Below are 21,774 nucleotides of genomic sequence, written 5' to 3' on the forward strand. Positions count from 1 at the left end.
CCTACAAGGAACTTGTAAAATCAGACAATTTAAATTATAGAAAGAAAAGTAAAAATTGTAAACTAGAGCTTAGGTATGACAAGAACATTTATAAGACCTATAATAGAATAGAAGATTATTGAGAGGAGAGAATTAATGAAAAAATTAGGAATTGTAGTAAATCCCATTGCTGGTATGGGAGGACGAGTTGGTTTAAAAGGTACCGATGGTAAAGATGTATTAACTGAGGCGATTAAGAGAGGAGCTAATCCTGAGGCCCCTTTAAAAGCCTTGAAAGCGCTCAAAGAATTAGCTCCTCTTAAAGAAGAATTAATTGTATATGTTGCTTCTGGTAAAATGGGAGAAGATTTAGTAAAAGAAACCGAATTGAATTATGAAGTGATTCATCAAATCGATGGTGACAGTATGGCGAAGGATACCATTCATTTAGTTGAAAAATTTCAAGAGAGAGAGGTGGATTTAATACTTTTTGCAGGAGGCGACGGAACGGCACGTGATATTGCTTCAGTTACTCAACTTGCTATTCCAACGATTGGGATACCAGCGGGTGTTAAGATTCATTCTCCTGTTTATGCAGTGACACCGGAACATGCCGGTAAGTTAGCTTTGAGGTATTTGAAAGACAAGGAATTGTCTCTAAAAGATGAGGAAGTTATTGATATTGAAGAAGATGCATTCCGTAGGGATGAAATAATTACTAAAGTCTATGGATACCTAAGTGTTCCTTATGATGAAAGTCATTTACAAAATTTGAAATCACCTACTCCTCAATCGGATGAGGCAGCAAGAGTTTCTATAGCGCTTGATATTATAGATAGAATGGAAGAAGATGTCTTCTACATTATTGGCTCTGGTTCAACAGTTGCTCCGGTAATGTTAGAGTTAGGTCTGGAACCAACATTATTAGGTGTTGATATCATTCGAAATAAAAAAGTTGTAAAAAAAGATGTCTATGAACAAGAGATTTTGGATATCATTGGGGACAAGCCAGCTAAATTGATTGTTACACCGATGGGTGGTCAAGGATATCTCTTTGGCCGAGGCAATCATCAATTATCTGACAAGGTTCTTGCCAAGCTAGATAAAGAGGATATTATAATCGTTGCAACACCAGGAAAATTAAACACCTTAAAAGGTCAACCGCTTTTAGTTTATACAGGTAATCGTGAAATTGATGAAAAATTAGCTGGTTATCATAAAATTTTACTAGGATACCATAACTCCAGAATGTATAAGGTAAGTGCAATTTAAGAAATAACGAAAATTTTGTGAAAAAAGATTAAGTTGACCAAGTGGTTATCACTATATTAATAACAACTTTCATCTATTAAATAGCGGTTGTGAAAAGCACAACTAACTTTCTTTATTGATAATATAAACAAATTTAGTACTTGCTTACATAAAAATGTTTGTGAAAAAACCGAATTGCAAGCTAAAAATGCAATTTTTTAAAAACTGTCTGCAAAATGTAAGAGTTTCCTAACGTTTTATGGTATGATGAAAGATGCATAGAGATACTATGTGATTTATCTAAAGGGGGAAAAGATTTTAATGAAGACAGATATTCAAATCGCACAGGAAGCTAAATTGCAACCAATTGAAGATGTGGCTGCAAAGTTAGGTATTTCTAATGATGTATTAGAGCCTTACGGTAAAACAAAAGCTAAAATCGATTTTACTAAATTAGATATGGATAACAAGGACTTAGGAAAATTAATTCTTGTTACAGCGATTACTCCAACTCCTGCTGGTGAAGGTAAAACAACTACTTCAATCGGCTTGGCAGACGGAATGTCTAAAATTGGTAAGAAAACAGCAGTTGCTTTACGTGAGCCTTCATTAGGACCAGTATTTGGTATTAAAGGTGGAGCAGCTGGTGGTGGATACGCACAAGTTGTTCCAATGGAAGATATTAACTTACACTTTACTGGAGACTTCCACGCGATTGGAGCAGCAACTAACTTAATCGCTGCCTTATTAGATAACCACATCCACCATGGTAACGCATTAGATATTGATACAAACCGAATTGTATGGCGTCGTGTTGTCGATATGAACGACCGTCAATTACGTAATATTGTAAATGGATTAGGCCGTCGTGTTGATGGAGTAACACGTGAAGATGGTTACGACATCGTTGTAGCTTCTGAAGTAATGGCAGCATTCTGTCTATCTAATAATTTACAAGAATTAAAAGAAAAATTAGGTAATATGATCGTTGCTTACACTCGTAAAGATAATAAGCCAGTTACTGTTAAAGATATTAATGGTGCTGGAGCTGCAACTGCATTACTTAAAGATGCAATCAAGCCAAATATTGTACAAACTTTAGAAGGGACACCAGCTTTTGTGCACGGTGGACCATTCGCAAACATTGCTCACGGATGCAACTCAATTATTGCAACGAAACTAGCAATGAATTATGCAGATTACACAATTACTGAAGCTGGTTTCGGTGCAGACTTAGGTGCTGAGAAATTCTTAGACATCAAATGTCGTCAAGCAGGGATAGCTCCTTCAGCAGTTGTAATCGTTGCAACAATCCGTGCATTGAAGATGCATGGTGGAGTTGATAAAAAAGAATTAGGACCTGAAAATGTAGAAGCTTTACGTAAAGGTATGCCTAACTTAATGCGTCACATTAACAATATTAAGAATGTGTTCGGATTAAACCCAGTAGTAGCTATCAATGCGTTCCCAACTGATACAGATGCCGAAATTGAAGCATTACGTGAAGAATGTGAAAAAGAAGGCGTTAAAGTTGTTCTTTCAACTCACTTCTCTGATGGAGGTGAAGGTGCAACTGAACTAGCTAAGGCTGTAGTTGAAGCATCTGAAAAAGAAAGCAACTTTAAGTTTGCTTATGATGTAGAAGCTTCTATCGAAGAAAAACTTGAAACATTAGTAACTAGAATCTACGGTGGTGCAAAAGTTGAGTTTACTTCAGTAGCTAAGAAGAAAATTAAGCAATTCACCGAGCAAGGACATGGTAAATTACCAATTTGTATGGCTAAAACGCAATATTCATTCTCCGATGATCCTAAATTATTAGGAGCTCCAGAAGGATTTACTGTTACTATCCGTGACTTAACCGTTTCTGCTGGTGCAGGCTTCCTAGTTGCTATGACAGGTGACATTATGAAGATGCCTGGCTTACCAAAAGAACCAGCTGCTAACCGTATTGATGTTGATGAAAAAGGTAACATTGAAGGATTGTTCTAAAAAGAATTGATTCTAAGATAAAATTAATAGTCGAGCGAGTAAATTTTTGCTCGTTCGACTTTTACAGTGTATTGAATAGAAAAGGGAGGATCTTATGGGTAAGATTTTAGATGGTAAAGAAGTTGGGAAAGCAATTCGCGAGCGTACTCGTCAAGAAGCAGAAGCTTTAAGAGAAAAAGGGATTGTTCCTAAATTAGTAGTGTTACGTGTCGATGAAAACCCTTCTTCCATGGCTTATGAAAAAAATGCTATGAAAGTAATGGAAAAATGTGGAATCGAAGCAGAAGCTCGTACTGAATTGGATGCTAAGACCACCGAAGATGTCTTAAAAATTATCGATGAATTAAATGCAGATAAATCTGTGTCAGGCGTTATCATTATGCAACCATTCCCAGAAGGAATTGAGCGAGCAGAAATTGCTGAGCGCTTAAATCCATATAAAGACGTAGATGCCTTGAACCCAGTTAACTTAGGTAAGCTAATTAACAATGATCCAACTGCAATGGCTCCTTCTACAGCACAAGCTTGTATCGAAATTCTTGATTACTATGACTATGAATTAGAGGGTGCTGAAGTTTGTGTTATTGGTTCATCACCAGTTGTTGGTAAGCCATTAGCAGTTATGTTATCAAACCGTAATGCAACTGTTTCAAATACACATGTCTATACTAAAGACAACACTATCCACACTACTTTAGCTGACATTGTGGTCTCAGCTACCGGAGCTTTAGGACTTGTTGGCCCTGACTACATTAAAGAAGGTGCAACAGTAATTGATGTTGGCTTTGGTTACAAAGATGGTAAGGCAACTGGAGATGTTCGCTTTGATGAAGTTGAACCTAAAGCAAGTGCTATCACTCCTGTCCCAGGTGGTGTTGGTTCTGTAACAACAGGTGTTCTGGCTTCACAAGTTGTTAAAGGTGCTAAGCTTCTAAATGGCTTAGAATAGGAGCGCGTAATGAAAGAATTAAAAGTCACAGAATTTATTGACAAGTTAGCTTCTAATGATCCAACTCCTGGTGGAGGGGCTGCAGCGGGCGTTACAGCTGGATTGGGTATTGGTGCTATTTTGATGGCTATGATTTTCTCGCAAAGTGATAAATTGTCTAAAGAGGATCAAACTTTTCTTGCTAAAAAAATTGAAGAGTTTGAAAAAAGTAAAGAGATTTTTGTGAACATTATCGACCGCGATGCAACTGAGTTTGAACCACTTTCTAAAGCGTATGGTATGCCGAGAGCAACAGACGTAGAAAAACAAGTGCGTAATGAAGCAATTCAAAGTGGGTTAGTAATTGCATCTCAACCTCCAGTTGACTTGATTTCAGAAGTCAGCCAAATTGTGGAGGGCTTTGACAAGGTTATTCCTTTAATTAAAAAAATCATCGTTTCCGATGTTGGTGTAGGTCTTCAAATGTTACGTTCGGCTGTTCAGGCTTCTTCATTAAACTTATATATTAATGGAGGACAGCTTAAGGATAAGGAAAAGCAAGAAGAGTATTATGAGCTTGCTAACAACAAGGTCGCTGAATTGTCCTCTCAATTAGATGAATACTACGCACAAGTCAAAGATATTTTAATCAAGTAAGGCGAAGGAGATAGTATAATGACAAACGTTCAATTAGATGAAAATGGATTGAAAAAAACACCTATGTATGACTATTACATCGAAAAAGGATGCAAGATTACAGATTTTGGTGGATGGGGATTACCAATTCAAATCACCAAAATTGCTGAGGAGCACGAGGCAGTTCGTAATGCAGTAGGTTTATTTGACGCTTCACATATGGGAGAGGTTCGTGTTAAATCGGCTAAGATGAATGCTTATGACTGGTGGAACGGATTAATCACTAATGATGTGCATAAAGCTACTTTCAACGGAAAAGCTCAATATACCGCTGTATGTAAAGAAGATGGCGGCATCTTAGATGATTTGATTTATTACCGCCGCAATGATGACGAGTTTGTTGCAACTCCAAACGGCTCTAACCGTGAAAAGATTGTTCAATGGATGCATGATCATAATCAAGAGGGTCAAGTTGAGATCACAGATGAAACTTATGACTGGGGATTAATCGCTGTTCAAGGACCAAATGCTGAAGAATTATTGGCTCGCATTACAGATACTAACTTGAAAGAGATTGAATATTATTCTTATAAGCAAGATCAAGTAGTAGCTGGTTTTGATCGTGTTCAAATCTCACGTACTGGTTATACCGGTGAAGAAGGTTTCGAACTATATATTCCAGCTGAACATATGCTTGAGATTTGGAAGAAATTAGTTGAAGAAGGTCAAGATTTAGGTGTTAAAGAATGTGCGCTAGGAGCACGTGATACTTTACGCCTTGAAGCTGGTTTACCACTGTATGGCAATGACTTCGATGAGAGCGTCAACCCAATCGCAGGTGGTATTGCATTTGCAGCACCAAAAGCTAAAGAAGCAGATTACATCGGAAAAGAAGCAATTGCTGCTTATCGCGCCGGCGATAAGAAAGAAGCGTCTCGAGGATTTAAGATTGACGGCAAACAAATCGCTCGTCATGGTATGGAAGTTAAAAATCAAGAGGGTGAAGTGATTGGGGTAGTAACATCAGGAACGAAATCACCTACATTAGGATACCCTCTAGGTTTCATGCGTGTTGCCACTGATTATAAAGTTGGTGATAAAGTAATTATCGATATCCGCGGTAAAGAAATTGAAGCAGAATTAACTAAGAAAGACTGGTTAGCTGCTAGTAAGTAAATTTAAACTAAAGTGGTTTCATTTTTGTTAAATGTTTGATAAAATGAGCACATAAACAATTTTAAGAAAAGGGGTCATTTATAATGTCACAAGTATTTTTTACAGAAGAACACGAATTTATTGAAATTTTAGCACCTAACAAAGCACGTGTAGGTATCACTGCTTTTGCTGCAGAGCAATTAGGAGATATCGTTCACGTTGAATTACCAGAAGTCGACGATGAATTTGATGCTGAAGAAGAAATCGCAACAGTAGAATCTGTTAAATCTGTATCTGAAGTATACGCACCTTTTGCAGGTAAAGTAGTTGCGGTGAACGAAGAGTTAGAAGATGCACCAGAATCAGTTAACGAAGATGCTCAAGGTAAAGGATGGTTCTTCGAAATTGAAACTGAAGAAGACATCGATACATCAGAATTCTTAACTGAAGAGCCAGCTGAATAATCATAAATTTTAAAGGTTTGTTTATTAGAGTGACTCTATGTCACTCTAATATTTAAGTCAAAATTGCTATTAATTTAAAAAGTACGAATTAAAGAAAAAAATAGACTAAGGAGCAGATCATGGCAAAATTTAGATATTTACCTAACACAGACCAAGACCGCCAAGCAATGCTAGAAACAATTGGCGTTAAAGATATTATGGATATCTTCTCTGACTTGCCAGAAAATGTACGCCGTACAGGCAAAATGAACTTACCTGAACCACTTTCTGAATTGGAAATTGTTAAAGAACTGACTAGAATGTCGGCTCTAAACACTTCGTCCAGTCAAATGCCTTTTTTCTTAGGTGCTGGAACGTATGACCACCATGTACCTTCGATTGTTAATCATATTATTATGCGTCAAGAGTTCTTAACTGCTTATGTTCCCTACCAACCAGAAGTATCTCAAGGAGAATTGCAAGCATTATTTGAATGGCAAACAATGATTGCTGAACTGACAGGTATGGATTTGGCAAACTGTGGTATGTATGATGGATATAACGCAGTTTCCGAAGCAGCAAACCTTGCGTTTAACCATGTTAAGAAGTCTAAAAAAGTATTAGTTTCTAAAGGGTTAAACCCACAAGCAATTGAAACTGTAAAAACTTACGGTTTCGGTAAAGATTACGCTGTTGAAGAAATAGCACTTGAAAATGAAGTCACAAGTCTTGAAGATTTAAAAGCTAAATTAGATGCTGAAGTAGCGGCAGTTATTGTTCAATATCCAAACTTCTTTGGATCGGTTGAGGATTTAAAAGCAATTAAGTCAGCTTTAGAAGGAACAAAAACATTGTTAATTGTTTCTGCTAATCCATTAGCTCTTGGAAAACTAGAAAAACCAGGTGCTTTTGGAGCAGATATTACTGTTGGAGATGTTCAGCCTTTCGGTATACCAATGTCTTTAGGTGGCCCTCACTGTGGTTACTTTGCCGTTAATGACAAGTTAATGCGTAAGATTCCTTCGCGTATTGTCGGGGAAACAGTAGATGAAGAAGGTAGACGTGGATTCGTTATGACCCTTTCTACACGCGAGCAACATATCCGTCGTGAAAAGGCAACCTCTAACTACTCTTCAAACCAAGCTTTATTCGCTTTAGCATCATCTATTGCTATGTCAGCATACGGTAAGGTTGGTATTCAAGAATTAGCACAGGCTAATATCAATAATACACATTATCTTGCGAAAGAACTAAAAGCAGCAGGTTTTGAAGTTCTTAACACTAGACCGTTTTTCAACGAGTTTGTTATCAAACTAAATAAAGATGTACGTCAAGTCAATAAAGAATTATTTGAAAAAGGATTTGTTGGTGGCTTTGATGCTTCAAAAGCAATTGGTGTTGATAATGCCTATCTACTTTGTGTAACTGAAAAGCGTACCAAAGAAGAAATGGATAAATTTGTAACTGCTTTAGTGGAGGTGGCAAAATAATGATCTTACAAGATTATGATAAATTGATTTTTGAAATTTCGCAAGAAGGGCACACAGCTTATGATTTGCCAGTTTCTGAAGTAGAAGAGTATGACTTATTATCAGAATTAGGAGAATATGCACGTCAAGAACCTGCGCGTTTGCCAGAAGCTTCTGAACTACAAATTGTACGTCACTATACAGCACTTTCAAACCGTAACTTTGGTGTTGAATCAGGTCCTTATCCATTAGGATCATGTACAATGAAGTATAATCCAAAGATTAACGAAGATGTAGCTGCTATGGATGGCTTTGCGAATATTCATCCTTTACAAGATCCAGACACTATTCAAGGTGCACTACAATTAATGTATGAATTACAAGAATATTTGAAGGAAATCACTCAATTTCCAGCATTAACTTTACAACCAGCTGCAGGTGCTCAAGGTGAGTTAGCAGCAATATTAGCTTTTAAAGCTTATTTTGAATCCATTGGAGAATTGGAGCAACGTCGAGTAATACTAATTCCTGACTCTGCTCACGGAACAAATCCAGCCACAGCTATGGTAGCTGGTTTCGAAACGGTTGAGCTTCCTTCCACTCCAGAAGGGATTATTGATGTCGAGGCAGTGCGTGCTGCTGTAGGGCCAAATATTGCCGGTATTATGATTACAAACCCATCAACAGCTGGTTTGTTTGAAAAAGATGCTAAGGAAATTGTAGATATTGTTCACGAAGCGGGTGGACTTGCTTATTATGATGGTGCAAACTTAAATGCTATTATGGGATTAACTTCTCCAGGTGCAATGGGCTTTGACGCTTGTCACTTGAACTTACATAAGACCTTTACTGGACCTCATGGTGGTGGAGGACCAGGATCAGGACCAATTGGCGTTGTGGATAAATTAGCACCATTTATTCCTGGACCCAATGTGGTAAAAAATGGCGACAAATATGAGCTTGAAACACCTGAGAAATCTTATGGTCGTATCAAAGGAAACTTTGGAAACTTTGGTGTAAACGTTCGTGCTTATACATACATTCGCTCAATGGGAGCTGAAGGATTACGTCGTGCTTCTGAAGATGCTGTTCTTAATGCTAACTATTTACGAGTACGTGTTAATGAATACTTTGATGCACCATTCCCTAACTTCAACAAAAACGACTTTGTATTGGACTTAAGTCGTCACAAGAAAGATTATGGAGTAACAGCTAAAGATGTTGGTAAGCGACTTTTAGACTTTGGTATTCATGCTCCAACAACTTACTTCCCATTGCATGTTAATGAATGTTTAATGGTTGAGCCGACTGAAACAGAATCTAAGCAAGACTTAGATTATGTAGCAGATATCTTAATTAAGATTAATCAAGAGGCTATTAATAATCCTGAAATTGTTCAAACAGCTCCACATAATACACCTGTAAGACGTTTGGATGAAGCAGGAGCTTCTCGTAAGCCAGTTCTAAAATATACTTTTGAGAAACATGAATCAGAATCTGCTGAAGTAGAATAAAAAAATCAAAATCAACTGATCTCGGTCAGTTGATTTTTTGATGGATATAATTTAAAATGTTAAATTGTAACAGCTTCAATTTATTATCATTCATTTCTATATAAACATATTAGAAGGTGGTTTGTCCATGCAAACAGAAAAGGCTATTGAATCCGATATTAATCAACTTTTAGAAAAAATGAAGAAGGGTAAAGTTCGTATAACTCCTCAAAGACGAGCCATCTTAAAAACAATCTTGACAAAAGTCAAGCATCCAAGTGTTGAAGAGATTTACCAGCAAGTTCAACAAGACTATCCACAAATGAGTTTAGCAACAGTTTATAATAATGTTCGTGCTTTTGTGAATGCAGGCATTTTACAAGAGTTGAACATTGATGAAAAAACAAAACACTATGATATTAATGTGCATCCCCACGGACATACAATTTGCGAAGCTTGTGGAAAAATTGAAGATGTTTTTTTAAATCAATTTAATGATATATACACCGAAATAAAAGAGTTAGGTAAATTTAAGGTAAGAGCGATGGAAGTATCCTTTTATGGGTTTTGTCAAGAGTGTTATGAGAAAGAAGCACAAAACAATTAAAGAAAACTGCCAACTTGTTGAATAAGTTGGCAGTTTTTTTGCTATGTACTATCTATATCGTATACCCATTACTTTCTCCATACGAGCCAATGTCTGAGAAGCTGTTTCATTAGCTTTAGTTGCACCTATAGAAAGAATATCATAAAGTTCATCGCTTGCGATTAGCTGATTATAACGCTTTTGAATAGGCTCTAAGACAGATACAACTAAATCAGCTAAGTCTGATTTAAAGCGACCATAACCTAAGTCATGATATTGATTAACGATCTTTTTAATTGGCTGTTCACTTAAGCTTGCGTAAATTTCAATTAAGTTGGATAAACCAGCTTGGTTAGCCGTGTCATAATTAACGACTCCAATTGAATCAGTAACAGCTGATTTAATTTTCTTAATGATTTGACGCGGTTCATCCAACATTGAGATTTTACTTTTTTCATTTTCATCTGATTTGGACATTTTTCGACTTGGGTCTTGCAGACTCATAACTCGCTTACCAGCATTTGGATAAATAGGTTCTGGTTTAACTAATATGTCTTCTCCGTAGCGGTTGTTAAAACGGTCTACAAAATTTCTTGTTAATTCAATATGCTGACGCTGGTCATCACCTACTGGAACATATTTAGCATCATAAAGAACTATATCACCAACCATTAATGCCGGGTAACAAAGTAAGCCAGCACCAACTGATTCTTGTTTAGCAGACTTGTCTTTATATTGTGTCATTCGTTCTAGCTCACCTACGCCAATCTGACAGGTAATGAGCCAAGCAATTTGAGAGTGAGCAGGTACTTCTGATTGTACGAATACTGTGGATTTGTTCGGATCGATACCAATCGCTAAATAAAGGGCAGCTAGTTGCTTAGTTTGTCTTACCAATATTTCAGGGTCCTGTGGGACTGTGATGGCATGTTGATTCACAATACAATAGGTTGCTTGATATTTATCTTGTAAATCAACAAATGATTTCATGGCTCCAATATAGTTTCCAAGAGTAGGTATGGAGGATGGTTGTACACCGGAAAAAATGGTCTCTTTCATGATCTTCCTCTTTCTAATGGCTTATATTTACATTAATAATTATAACCTATCTAAAATTAAATGCTAGCTTTTATGAAAAAAGATTGAGTGTTTTCACAAACTGGCAGTTTTTCATCAGTAATTCTAATAAATGTCACACACTAATCATTGATTATAGTTTGCTTTAAAGCATTTTTGTTGCTATAATTCTATATGTAGTACTAAATACTTTGTGAAACTCACTTATTGTATCGAATAGATTTGATTGTTAAATGATAAAATCTTAAGTTCAATAATTGAATATGTACGTGTCTTTAAGAGAGAAGAATGTTCACAAGAGAGGATGATCTTTTAATGGTAACATTATATGTAACTCCAAGTTGCACGTCATGTAGAAAAGCCCGTTCATGGCTAGAAGAAAATAATATTGCATTCGAAGAGCGCAATATTTTCACTGAACCTTTAACGATAAACGAAATAAAAGGTATTTTGCGTATGACAGAGGAAGGGACAGAGGATATCGTTTCAACTCGGTCAAAAGCCTATTCAGAATTAGATGTAGAAATCAGCGAATTACCTTTAAATGATTTTTTTGAGTTAGTTCAAAATCAACCAGGTTTGTTGCGTCGACCAATTATTTTAGATGATAAACGCATTCAGATTGGTTACAACGAGGATGAAATCAGACGTTTCTTGCCTCGAGAAGTAAGAGCTCGCGCATTGCGTCACGCTCGTGCTTTGGTAAATGAATAAACAAAAATTTGAGCCTTCGGGCTCTTTTTTTGAATAAATAGAATTGCATTGGATAAGCTTGCATAGACAATGTATTTTTGCTAAAATTACGGAACATGACATAATGCTTGGTATGTCTGTTTGTAAGTAGTATAATGGATAAGAAGGTGGAGGTGAATTGCTATGGAAATGGAGCATATAAATGATAACCTAATTAAAGTTCTAATTGGATCTGAGGATCTAGAAGAACGGGGTATCGACTTTTTAGACCTAATAGGGGACCAATCACGGATTGAAAAATTCTTTTACTCAATTTTAGAAGAAGTGGATATTGACCATCATTTTCACGATTCAGAAGCTGTGACATTCCAAGTGATTCCTAACAGCGAAGGCTTAGAATTGTATATTAGCCGTGCCAATGTTGAGGAACTTGATGAGGTTTGGGAAGATGAACTAACGAAGCGTCTTAAAGAACGCAAAGAAATGTCCCTGAAGGAATCCTCTAGTGAAAATATGACCGATTCAACTGCTGAATCGAATCAACAAGTAAGCTCCTCTACTAATAAGAAAACTAAGAAGACGGCGATTGAGTCGATGATGAATTTATTTAATCCTAAGTCTGAGTCAAAAGATGAAGACTTATCACAAGAGCAACCTATTGAAGGAGTCATTCGTTTTAGTTCATTGGATAATTTTTTAAGACTAGCTCGTGAAATACCAAGCGAATTGCTAGTTTCAGATCTATATTATATGAATTCGCATTATTTCTTGATTCTCTATGATTTAGAACGAACAGTAAGTAAAGATAAACTTGCAACTAAGTTATTGACTCTCTTCGAGTTTGGAGAAATATCAATGGTCACTGCATCTGTTCTAGCAGAACACGGTGAGTTATTAAGAAAAGAAGATGCACTCTTCTTCTTTGGAAATCAATTTTAAATCAATTAAACACCTAACCCCCTTTAGATCTGTATTTCAGATTAAAGGGGGGTTATTAATGTACGCGGCAATAAATCAATTTGGTGAGTTAATCTATGCAAAAGAAGCAAAAAAGGATCAGATTTATGTTTGTCCGTACTGCTTAACTAAAGTAGTTTTAATTAATAAAGAAAAAGGGCGTTCTTACTTCCGACATTTAAAAGCTTGTTCATTAGATATTAAAAATGAGGGTACTTATTTAAAATTTGGTTTAAAAGAGACTCACAGAGGAGAAAGTAAAGAACATAAGCAGGCCAAAAATTTATTACGAGATAATTTCCGAAACTTTGGCTATGAATGTGCGCAAGAGGTTATTTTTGAAAAAATAAATCAGATTGCTGATCTTATGGTCGAAGATAGCTCCTGCGCTTGGATAGTTGAGTATCAAAAATCAGTCATTTCATCAATTGATATGGATAAAAGACAAAAAAATTATCAAGCACTCGGTTTTCAAGTTCAATGGTTAATTGATGATTATTATTTTAAACAACGGGGCTTAAGTACATGGGTTCGACGTTGTATCGCATATTCAAAGAAACTTGGTTATCACGTTTGGACTTTAGATTTAAATCAGTACGAATTAAAATGTTATCACCATATACCTTTAGTTTATAGTTTAAATAATTTAGATATTAAGCTTACAAGCTATTCTTATAAAGAAAATTGGCTATTGGCACTTAATGGAAGCTTAAAAGCAAAGAGCGATGTGAAAAATATTTATTTGAAAAGAAGCGAGTCTAGGAGTATTTCTCTAATTGACTATTCTTTTATTATTCAATCAATAAAATCCAATCTTTCTTATCGTGTTTTCTTAAACCAGCTCTACAACTATCAAATTAACTTGGAAGAAATACCCAGATGGGTTTTTAATAATTGGCAGGTGCAAGCGATGAAAGAGCCTGGCTGGCTGATTTGGATTTGGGCCTTTGAATCAATGTTATGGCTGAATAGAAATTTGAAAATCAACCCTGAAGGAGAGGGGTTAAACTTTTCTTCCTTTTCCTCGAGGATGAATGAACATTTAGATAACAACCACTTTAGTATGTTTCACTTTCCTTTAATGGGCCAATCTAAAACTATATTAGAAGAAACTTTATATATTCTTTATTATGTTCTAAAAAGATTAATGGAGTAAAAACGATTTGTTAGAGAGTCAGAAAAAATTTTTTTAAATCATCTAATTAATTAATGATACCGTTCCCATTTAGGATCTAATTATGATAAACTAAGATTATCATAAGAAAAGGGAGTAATGTTATGTCTACACATAAAGCACGTAAGCGTTCTGAGATAGAAGAAAAATATACCTGGGATTTGTCATCCATGTATAAAGACCAAGAAGCTTTTGAATCGGATTTTACAAAGGCTCAACAAATGATTGGTGATTTGAAGGACTTAGAGGGCACGCTAGGTCGAAGTGCAGATCAGCTTGTTAAAGCGATTGAAACGATGAAAGAAACTGAGAGAATCGTTGAAAACTTATATGTTTATAGTCACTTAATCAGTGATCAAGATCAAACCGTTTCTGCTTCACAAAGCTTACAAGCGCGTACATTGCAATTAATTACTGAATTTGATGGAGCTACAGCTTTCTTTGATCCTGAGCTTTTAGCGATTGATGAGGAGAAACTACAGGAATTTATTAAGACCAATGAGTCATTAAAAAAATACCGTCAGTTTCTAGATAATGCAGTACGTTTTCGCCCACACACTTTAAGCCATGCAGAAGAGCTTTTGTTGGCTAAAGCGGGTGAAATTTTTGCCACACCAAGCAAAACATTTGGCTTATTGACTGATGCCGATTTGAGGTTTCCTACTATCAAGGATGAAGAAGGCCATGAAGTAGAGTTAACGCACTCGGTTTATGGAAAGATGCTTGAATCTTCTGACCGTCGCGTTAGAAAAGAAACTTTCCAAAAATATTATAGTATTTTCGACCAATTTAAAAATACATATGCTAGCTTAATTTCTAGTCAAATGAAAGCTCATAATTATCAAGCAAAAGTACGTCACTTTGACTCTGCTCGACAAGCTGCTCTTTTCCAAAACAATGTGCCAGAGTCAGTGTATGATACATTGTTAGAGGCTGTTCATTCACGTTTAAATCTTTTACATCGTTATGTAGCACTTCGTAAAGACTTACTAGGTGTTGAAGATTTAGAAATGTACGATATGTATACACCTTTATTAGGTGAAGCTCCAATTAAAGTGACTTATGAAGAGGCGCAGTCGATTATTTTGGAAGCTGTAAAACCAATGGGTGAAGACTATGTGGCAATAATGAAGGAAGCTTTTGCTGACCGTTGGATTGACCTTTATGAAAATATCGGTAAACGATCAGGAGCTTATTCTTCAGGAACCTATGATTCTAAGCCATATATTTTAATGAACTGGCAAGACTCAATTAATCACCTTTATACCTTAATTCATGAGCTAGGGCATTCTGCACACTCATACTTAAGTCGCAATAACCAAGAGCATATCTATTCTGGTTATTCTATTTTCTTAGCAGAAATTGCGTCGACTACTAATGAAAACTTATTAACTTATTACTTATTAGACAAATATAAAGATCCCGAAATTCGTCTATTCATCTTAAATCATTTCTTAGACGGAGCTAAAGGTACCGTCTTCCGACAAACACAGTTTGCTGAATTTGAACACTTTATGCATACTGCAGATGCTGAAGGCACACCTTTAACACAGGAGTTTCTTTCAGAAAATTATCGTGAGTTAAATGCTAAATACTACGGGGAGGCAGTTAATTCAGATTCTGAGATTGTGCTAGAGTGGTCACGTATTCCTCACTTCTACTATAATTATTATGTTTTTCAATATGCCACAGGATTCTCGGCAGCAACTTACTTTGCAGCTAAAATCTATCAAGGAGATAAAGAAGCTTTAGAGAATTACAAAGGTTTCTTAAAGTCAGGGTCTTCTAAATATGCTGTAGATACTATGAAAGACGCTGGCTTAGATATGACTCAAGCAAATTATATTTTAGCGACGCTTGATGTTTTTGAAGAAAGGCTCGATGAGTTTGAGTCAATCTTGAAAGAACACCGTTCATAATCAGAAAAGTTTTAAATAAATACCCCCCTCAATAGACGAATACCTATTGAGGGGGTTGTGTGTTTAGCAAGCTATTATTTTTTTGTGGGAAATAGGCCTCTAAGCGATAGATTGGGTGACCTTTGGCTGAGAATTTTTCCTCGTATTCAGTTTGTATGTTTCCTTGAAAATCGCTATGATGAAGATCTAACCATACTTGACGAAAAACGAAACCATATTGACTCATAGAAGCTAAAGAATACTGAAAGAGACTCATATTATCTGTCTTGAAATGAATATCCCCATCAAGTTTTAAAATTGTTTGGTATTGGCTTAAAAATTTAGGGGAAGTTAAACGTCGTTTAGTATGACGAGCCTTGGGCCAAGGATCAGAAAAGTTAAGATATACACGGTTGACTTCTCCATCACTAAAGAAATGGTTCAAATCGCCACCGTGGGCATTAATAATTTGTAAATTTTCTAGTTGGGTATTTAGTTGTAAATCCAGAATAGAAACAGCTACTGAAGTTTGTAATTCGATGGCAATATAGTTGATGTTAGGATGGGCTTTAGCCATTTCAACTATAAATTGTCCTTTACCTGATCCAACTTCAATATGAATGGGTTGATTTTTAGCAAAACGCTTTTGCCATTCCCCCTTAAAGTCTTGGGGATTTTGAGTAACATATTTTGGATAGGCCTTTAATTTATCAGCGGCCCATGGTTTATGACGTAATCTCATAGTCTCTCCTTTTTAATTTTCATAGATGTTTTTTAGCAAAACAACAGTTTCATTGACTTGATAATGACGATCTTCTGCATAATATTCTTTAATCAGATTAAGGCAAGCTAGGAGACTGTACCATTTTACCCGTTTTTGAAAGGAGTCAGTAATAGGAAATTCATAGAGATTAAACCATTGCATCCATTCTGTAGGTGAAAAATAATGACAAAGTAGATAGCAGATATCAAATAGTGGATCAGCAATTTTAACATTATCCCAATCGACTAAGTATAAATGTTGGTCATTTGTTAACAAAAAGTTATTATGATTAAGATCTCCGTGACAGATGCAGTAGTCTATCTCTAAAAAATCTCGATCAATCATGTGCTCCATCTGCTGGATAATATGATTAAAATAGCTGTGAAACTTTAATGAATGGGGTAGACCTTGATAATAATCCTTTATTAAATCTAGAGGAGACGACTCCTGAGCTTTTGCGCGTTTGAGTAGATTCAAAAGAGAATCGTTTTGGTGGATAGAGCGGATCAAATCAATGACTTCTTGGTTAGCCATATCCTGTTTATTTAATAATTGACCCTCCTCCCATTCTTGAGCAGTTAATATGTCTCCCGTATAAGTTCTTTGAGTCCATTTTAGTTTAGGGGTAATACCTTCAGCAGCTAAAGCAGCGATAAAGGGCGAGGTGTTACGTTTAAAAAAGACTTTTTCGTCTTTACTGACGCCCATATAAGCTTGACCAGTGTTTCCGCTCAATGGGGTTATTTGCCATTCTTCACTATCATGGTACATAACCTCGCTCCTTTCATTAAAGTGATACTCTTTATTCTAACATGCTAATCTTTTAGGTCAACAGCTTTTATTTTTGATTATAAATAATAATATATAGATTATTTTAAAAGTATAAATGGATTAGTAAAATTTGAACATAAGAAAAAGCACCTTAAAGTGCTTAGAAAATGTATGTAAGTTAAGCTTCGAAGGTATTTAAAATTTCTCCAGTATAGATATCTGCAACAAAGTGGTAGTGAACGATCTGGTCATTTTCCTTACGTGAGATGCCTCCTGTGTATACCAATGGACGGGAATTGTAGGTAGTATATTCAATAGGGTCATAATCGATCCAAGAACCTGTGATTTCTCCTTCAAGCGCGAAGGCTTCACGAATACTTTCTAATACCTTACCAGCGTTTAAGGGGCGATTTTCCTTATATAATAGCGTACCTGCAGCACCAATAACAATTCCAGATATCAACACAATTGTTCCTAGTAAGCTGTAATTTTTGTTTTGAGACATATCTTTCCTCCTATTTGTGATAAGTAATCTAACTTCTTATCGCTTTTGAAACTTATCTTGATCATACCATAAATTTTATTTAAAGAATACTTTTCAAACTTGTACGCCAATTGCTTTTAAAGTATTTTTGTGACAGAATAAAAGGAGAATAATAAGTCAAATAAAGATGAGGAGGGTGTGGCTTAGCCACAAATTTTATGAACGATCAAACTTTTGCCTTAATAAAAAAGTTAACTGAATTACAAGGAATCTCAGGTCACGAAAAACGTGTTAGAGACTTCATGCATCAAGAAATGTCTCCGCTTGTTGATGAAATACATCAGTCTAGTTTAGGAAATATCTTTGGTATCAAACATAGTAAGAAAGAGGGAGCACCTCGTTTAATGGTGGCAGCGCATATGGATGAAGTGGGCTTTATGGTTCGTGAAATTACCGATCGAGGCCTTTTCAGAGTAGTCCCAATTGGTGGATGGAACCCTTATGTGATTTCAGCCCAACGCTTTACGTTGCAAACTAAAAAAGGCGATTATCCGATTGTATCTGGAGCAGTTCCTCCTCATCTCTTAAGAGAAAAAGGCGCTAAATCACAGCTTAAGGCTGATTCTATTCTTTTTGATGCAGGATTTACTTCTAAGGAAGAAGCAGAAGAATTTGGAGTGAGATTAGGCGATCCAATTGTACCCCAAGTGGAAACTATTAAGACAGCAAACGGTAAATCAATTCTGTCTAAAGCATGGGATAACCGTTATGGATGTACAGTTGTATTAGAAACGCTTCGTGAAATTCAAAATGAAGAACTCAATAATGAATTAATTATTGGAGCAAGTGTTCAAGAAGAAGTTGGTTTAAGAGGTATTAGAGGGGGCGTTCATGAATTCCAACCGGATCTTTTTGTAGCGGTGGACTGTTCACCAGCAAATGATATTGAAAAAGCGACTCAAAGTGAAGGGCAATTAGGTGGAGGGTTCTTACTGAGAATCCAAGATCCTGGTATGATTACTCACAAAGGCTTGCGCGAGTATATTGAAGATACTGCAAACACCCATAATATTCCCTACCAATGTTTCTTCTCTAAAGGTGGTACTGATGCTGGAGCTGCTCATACTATGAATAAGGGTGTTCCTAGTGCAGTGATTGGAGTTCCAGCACGTTATATTCACGGCCATCAAACTTTATTTACTATCTCAGATTATGAAGCAGCCAAAGAAATGCTCTTGCATTTAGTACGTAATTTTGATCGCACGACTTATGAAACGATTATTAAATCATAAAAGGAGCAATTAAATGAAAAGTTTAGCATTTTATAATAAAGAAGGAATTGGCGATGTACTTCTTTTAACTAATGGAATAACGGATGAAGATCATCTCAGCTACGAACGCAAAGGGGATGTTACCATAATTAGAGATCAGACAAATGATCAAGTGATGGGTATTAATATTCATCGTTTATCTAAGCATTTTAAAGTGGAGGGTCAAGGTCTTGTTAAATTAAATAAAGAACAAGAAATGCTGGTTAAAAACCTCATTAAAGAGGCAGGCTTTGATTTAGAGGTCGAAATCGATCGAGAAGAAAAATTTGTGGTTGGATTCGTTGAAGAATGTCAAGCTCACGAAGATTCTGACCATTTAAATATTACTCAAACACGAGTGAGCGAAGATGAAGTCTTACAAATTGTTTGTGGAGCAGCTAATATTGCGCAGGGTCAAAAAGTTTTAGTGGCCAAATCAGGTGCAGTGATGCCTTCGGGCGCAATTATATGGCCTGGTGAATTACGAGGCGTTCCTTCTAGAGGTATGATTTGTTCTACCCGAGAGCTTGGTTTAGAAGATATTCAAAATGATCCAGGCATCTGGGTATTGCCGAATCATTTTGAAGTAGGAACAAGTTTAGCAGAAGTAATTCAAAGCTATTAATTTAGAGAAAAATCACAAAGGAGATCGCTATGACTTCTGAATATAAAGGTCCAGCTTTCAAAAAAGGTCATCACTTAGCTGGAAACAAGAAAAGAAAATTTCATCTTGGTATGGGGAGTCATCGTAGTTCTGAACACGCTTTAGAAGAGCCCGCTTTTAAAAAGGTTCAAAAGAAGATAGAATCTAATAGAATGTCAGATAGACCTTCTGATCGGTGGTTTGAATCCGGTTCAGGAATATTAGAAAGCTTTTCAGACAAACCACTATCATCCTCTTATCAAACAGCTTATGGACGGGAAGCAAAGCATTACCGACTTGAAAAAGCTAGTCAAGCCATGCAAAGCAAGAAAACTTTAGATGAACAGTTTGAAAATGAGCCAAATGAGACAAAGTTTTCTTATGCTTATGATATTCCTTTCTTGCATAATAAAGATTATCGTAGGAATAATATGGAAAACAAATTGCAAAAGGATTATAATAACTCATTGTCTACAAGCGAAAGAGAAAAAACTAAACAAGGCAATCAAGTAATAGAAGAACGTTTAGCCAATATTGATCATTCCTTGAAAGCAGTTCAACGGATGCAAGAAGGGCATCAAGAGTGTTGGACTATGAAAAAAGTTGACCGTCAGATACTCAAACGTTTAGTGAAAGACAAGCAATCCTTTCTCTTGTTTACTAAGGAGGATAATGAATAATGTTAGATAAAAATACTGTTTATCACTTTGTGGGAATAAAAGGCTCTGGTATGTCTGCCCTTGCTTTGGTTTTACATGGTGAAGGATACCATGTACAAGGCAGTGATGTAGCTACTTATTTCTTTACACAACAAGAATTAGAAAATCAATCCATCAAAATTCTAGAATTTTCAGCCGATAATATCCAAGCGAGGCAAACGATTATAGCAGGCAATGCATTTAATGATGAACACCCTGAGTTAGTGAAAGCGAGAGAATTAGGTCTACCTATTTATCGCTACCATACCTTTATTGGTGACTTATTAAAACAATACACTTCAATTGCTGTCACAGGTTCACACGGTAAGACTTCTACGACTGGTTTGCTGGCCCATACTTTAAAAAAACTAGCTCCTCTTTCTTATCTCATTGGTGATGGTACGGGTTTTGGCGATGAAGAATCTACCTATTTTGCCTTAGAGGCTTGTGAATATCGCCGTCATTTCATGGCCTATCAACCTGATTATGCGATTATCACCAATATTGATTTCGACCATCCAGACTATTATCAATCCATTGAAGATGTCTTTTCAGCCTTTAATGACTTTAGCCACCAAGCAAAAAAAGGAATTATCGCTTGGGGGGATGACCCATTTTTATCTAAATTGCAATCAAATGTTCCTGTCTATCGCTATGGCCTCAATGATAACCAAGAGTTTTATACTGATAATATTCAACGTACGCCAAAAGGCTCTGATTTTGACGTATATATTAAAGGAGAAAAATTTGGACACTTTCACCTTCCTGCTTATGGCGAGCATAATATTTTAAATGCCTTAGCGGTTATTACCTTACTCTATTTAGAAGGATTTAAGGCTAAAGACATTGCTGAACAAATGGCAAGCTTTCAGGGGGTAAAGCGTCGTTTTTCAGTAAGACAAGTTGAAGATTTAATTATTATTGATGACTATGCCCACCATCCAAGTGAGATAAAAGCAACAATTGATGCGGCTCAACAAAAATATCCTAATCGACGGGTAGTAGCAATCTTTCAACCCCATACTTTCAGTCGTACCGTAGCTTTGCTTAATGAATTTGCTGAAGCTTTATCAATTGCAGATCATGTTCATTTAGTTGATATTTTTACTTCAGCTAGAGAACAATCAGGTGATGTCAAAATTGAAGATTTAGCTAGAATGATTAATGAAAAAGTTGAAATTATTTCGAAAGATCATCTTTCACCGCTTATGGATTACAAAGATGAAGTCCTTTTATTCATGGGAGCGGGAGATATCGACCATTTAGCTCGTCAATTTGAAACAGCCTATGCGAGTCTTCATGTAAAAAATTTATAATGTAATTTGATTCTTAAAGCCAGCGAATTCGTTGGCTTTTTGCATAAATAAAGGAGTG

Annotated in this window: 21 protein-coding genes; 17 read left to right on the top strand and 4 right to left on the bottom strand. The window is 36.1% G+C overall.

Annotation, left to right across the window (positions count from 1 at the left end; genetic code table 11):
* The first annotated feature begins 135 nt into the window (after positions 1–135).
* From ACQV2T_RS03195 to ACQV2T_RS03235, 9 genes are all read left to right on the top strand, one after another.
* Positions 136–1,251, top strand: a complete 1,116-nt coding sequence (locus ACQV2T_RS03195; RefSeq protein WP_428873593.1) for an ATP-NAD kinase family protein — start codon at positions 136–138, stop codon at positions 1,249–1,251.
* Positions 1,252–1,551: 300 nt separating this feature from the next.
* On the top strand, positions 1,552–3,222 hold the full coding sequence (locus ACQV2T_RS03200; RefSeq protein ID WP_428873594.1) for a formate--tetrahydrofolate ligase: 1,671 nt from the start codon (positions 1,552–1,554) through the stop codon (positions 3,220–3,222).
* A 94-nt stretch (positions 3,223–3,316) separates the two neighbouring features.
* The gene (locus tag ACQV2T_RS03205) at positions 3,317–4,171 is read left to right on the top strand and encodes a bifunctional 5,10-methylenetetrahydrofolate dehydrogenase/5,10-methenyltetrahydrofolate cyclohydrolase (RefSeq protein WP_428873595.1); all 855 of its coding nucleotides are present in this window, start codon (positions 3,317–3,319) and stop codon (positions 4,169–4,171) included.
* Positions 4,172–4,180: 9 nt separating this feature from the next.
* Positions 4,181–4,807, top strand: a complete 627-nt coding sequence (locus ACQV2T_RS03210) for a cyclodeaminase/cyclohydrolase family protein (protein WP_428873596.1) — start codon at positions 4,181–4,183, stop codon at positions 4,805–4,807.
* Positions 4,808–4,825: 18 nt separating this feature from the next.
* A complete protein-coding gene (gene gcvT, locus ACQV2T_RS03215; protein WP_428873597.1) occupies positions 4,826–5,962 on the top strand; it encodes a glycine cleavage system aminomethyltransferase GcvT in 1,137 nt (378 codons plus the stop codon).
* An 83-nt stretch (positions 5,963–6,045) separates the two neighbouring features.
* Positions 6,046–6,405, top strand: coding sequence for a glycine cleavage system protein GcvH (gene gcvH, locus ACQV2T_RS03220; protein WP_428873598.1), 360 nt, complete (start codon positions 6,046–6,048; stop codon positions 6,403–6,405).
* 119 nt (positions 6,406–6,524) lie between these two features.
* Positions 6,525–7,874: an aminomethyl-transferring glycine dehydrogenase subunit GcvPA gene (gene gcvPA / locus ACQV2T_RS03225; protein ID WP_428873599.1), complete on the top strand. Its 1,350-nt coding sequence runs from the start codon at positions 6,525–6,527 to the stop codon at positions 7,872–7,874.
* Positions 7,874–9,367 carry an aminomethyl-transferring glycine dehydrogenase subunit GcvPB gene (gene gcvPB, locus ACQV2T_RS03230; RefSeq protein ID WP_428873600.1) on the top strand — a complete coding sequence of 498 codons (1,494 nt, stop codon included), beginning with the start codon at positions 7,874–7,876 and terminating at the stop codon, positions 9,365–9,367. The genes gcvPA and gcvPB overlap by 1 nt, the downstream gene beginning before the upstream one ends.
* 127 nt (positions 9,368–9,494) lie before the next feature.
* Positions 9,495–9,953 carry a Fur family transcriptional regulator gene (locus tag ACQV2T_RS03235; protein WP_428874863.1) on the top strand — a complete coding sequence of 153 codons (459 nt, stop codon included), beginning with the start codon at positions 9,495–9,497 and terminating at the stop codon, positions 9,951–9,953.
* 48 nt (positions 9,954–10,001) lie between these two features.
* On the opposite strand, the gene trpS is transcribed toward ACQV2T_RS03235, so the two are convergent.
* The gene (trpS, locus tag ACQV2T_RS03240) at positions 10,002–10,991 is read right to left on the bottom strand and encodes a tryptophan--tRNA ligase (RefSeq protein ID WP_428893231.1); all 990 of its coding nucleotides are present in this window, start codon (positions 10,989–10,991) and stop codon (positions 10,002–10,004) included.
* A gap of 333 nt (positions 10,992–11,324) precedes the next feature.
* Between trpS and spxA the strand changes: the two genes are divergently transcribed.
* The 4 genes from spxA to pepF all read left to right on the top strand — a co-directional run bounded on the left by spxA (position 11,325) and on the right by pepF (position 15,752).
* Positions 11,325–11,723 carry a transcriptional regulator SpxA gene (gene spxA / locus ACQV2T_RS03245; protein ID WP_428873603.1) on the top strand — a complete coding sequence of 133 codons (399 nt, stop codon included), beginning with the start codon at positions 11,325–11,327 and terminating at the stop codon, positions 11,721–11,723.
* Between the two features lie 162 nt (positions 11,724–11,885).
* Entirely contained in the window at positions 11,886–12,641 is a 756-nt protein-coding gene (locus ACQV2T_RS03250; RefSeq protein WP_428873604.1) for an adaptor protein MecA, read from the top strand.
* A gap of 58 nt (positions 12,642–12,699) precedes the next feature.
* The gene (locus tag ACQV2T_RS03255; RefSeq protein ID WP_428874860.1) at positions 12,700–13,815 is read left to right on the top strand and encodes a competence protein CoiA; all 1,116 of its coding nucleotides are present in this window, start codon (positions 12,700–12,702) and stop codon (positions 13,813–13,815) included.
* 122 nt (positions 13,816–13,937) lie between these two features.
* Positions 13,938–15,752 carry an oligoendopeptidase F gene (pepF, locus tag ACQV2T_RS03260; RefSeq protein ID WP_428874859.1) on the top strand — a complete coding sequence of 605 codons (1,815 nt, stop codon included), beginning with the start codon at positions 13,938–13,940 and terminating at the stop codon, positions 15,750–15,752.
* A 43-nt stretch (positions 15,753–15,795) separates the two neighbouring features.
* Here pepF and trmB read toward each other — a convergent pair whose 3' ends face one another.
* From trmB to ACQV2T_RS03275, 3 genes are all read right to left on the bottom strand, one after another.
* Complete coding sequence (gene trmB, locus ACQV2T_RS03265; RefSeq protein ID WP_428874857.1) at positions 15,796–16,473, bottom strand: tRNA (guanosine(46)-N7)-methyltransferase TrmB; 678 nt, start codon at positions 16,471–16,473, stop codon at positions 15,796–15,798.
* 12 nt (positions 16,474–16,485) lie between these two features.
* Positions 16,486–17,265, bottom strand: coding sequence for a phosphotransferase family protein (locus tag ACQV2T_RS03270; RefSeq protein ID WP_428873608.1), 780 nt, complete (start codon positions 17,263–17,265; stop codon positions 16,486–16,488).
* Positions 17,266–17,443: 178 nt separating this feature from the next.
* The gene (locus ACQV2T_RS03275; RefSeq protein ID WP_428873609.1) at positions 17,444–17,770 is read right to left on the bottom strand and encodes a hypothetical protein; all 327 of its coding nucleotides are present in this window, start codon (positions 17,768–17,770) and stop codon (positions 17,444–17,446) included.
* Positions 17,771–17,967: 197 nt separating this feature from the next.
* On the opposite strand from ACQV2T_RS03275, the gene pepA reads away from it, so the two are divergent.
* Genes pepA through murC form a run of 4 tightly spaced genes read left to right on the top strand, consistent with a single transcriptional unit; the run spans position 17,968 to position 21,716 of the window.
* Complete coding sequence (pepA, locus tag ACQV2T_RS03280) at positions 17,968–19,041, top strand: glutamyl aminopeptidase (RefSeq protein WP_428885022.1); 1,074 nt, start codon at positions 17,968–17,970, stop codon at positions 19,039–19,041.
* A 13-nt stretch (positions 19,042–19,054) separates the two neighbouring features.
* On the top strand, positions 19,055–19,684 hold the full coding sequence (gene ytpR, locus ACQV2T_RS03285) for a YtpR family tRNA-binding protein (RefSeq protein ID WP_428873611.1): 630 nt from the start codon (positions 19,055–19,057) through the stop codon (positions 19,682–19,684).
* A gap of 29 nt (positions 19,685–19,713) precedes the next feature.
* Entirely contained in the window at positions 19,714–20,382 is a 669-nt protein-coding gene (locus ACQV2T_RS03290) for a hypothetical protein (protein ID WP_428873612.1), read from the top strand.
* On the top strand, positions 20,382–21,716 hold the full coding sequence (murC, locus tag ACQV2T_RS03295; RefSeq protein ID WP_428873613.1) for a UDP-N-acetylmuramate--L-alanine ligase: 1,335 nt from the start codon (positions 20,382–20,384) through the stop codon (positions 21,714–21,716). The genes ACQV2T_RS03290 and murC overlap by 1 nt, the downstream gene beginning before the upstream one ends.
* Positions 21,717–21,774: the final 58 nt, after the last annotated feature.

This window comes from Facklamia sp. P13069, assembly GCF_050409405.1.
Classification (GTDB): Bacteria; Bacillota; Bacilli; order Lactobacillales; family Aerococcaceae; genus Facklamia.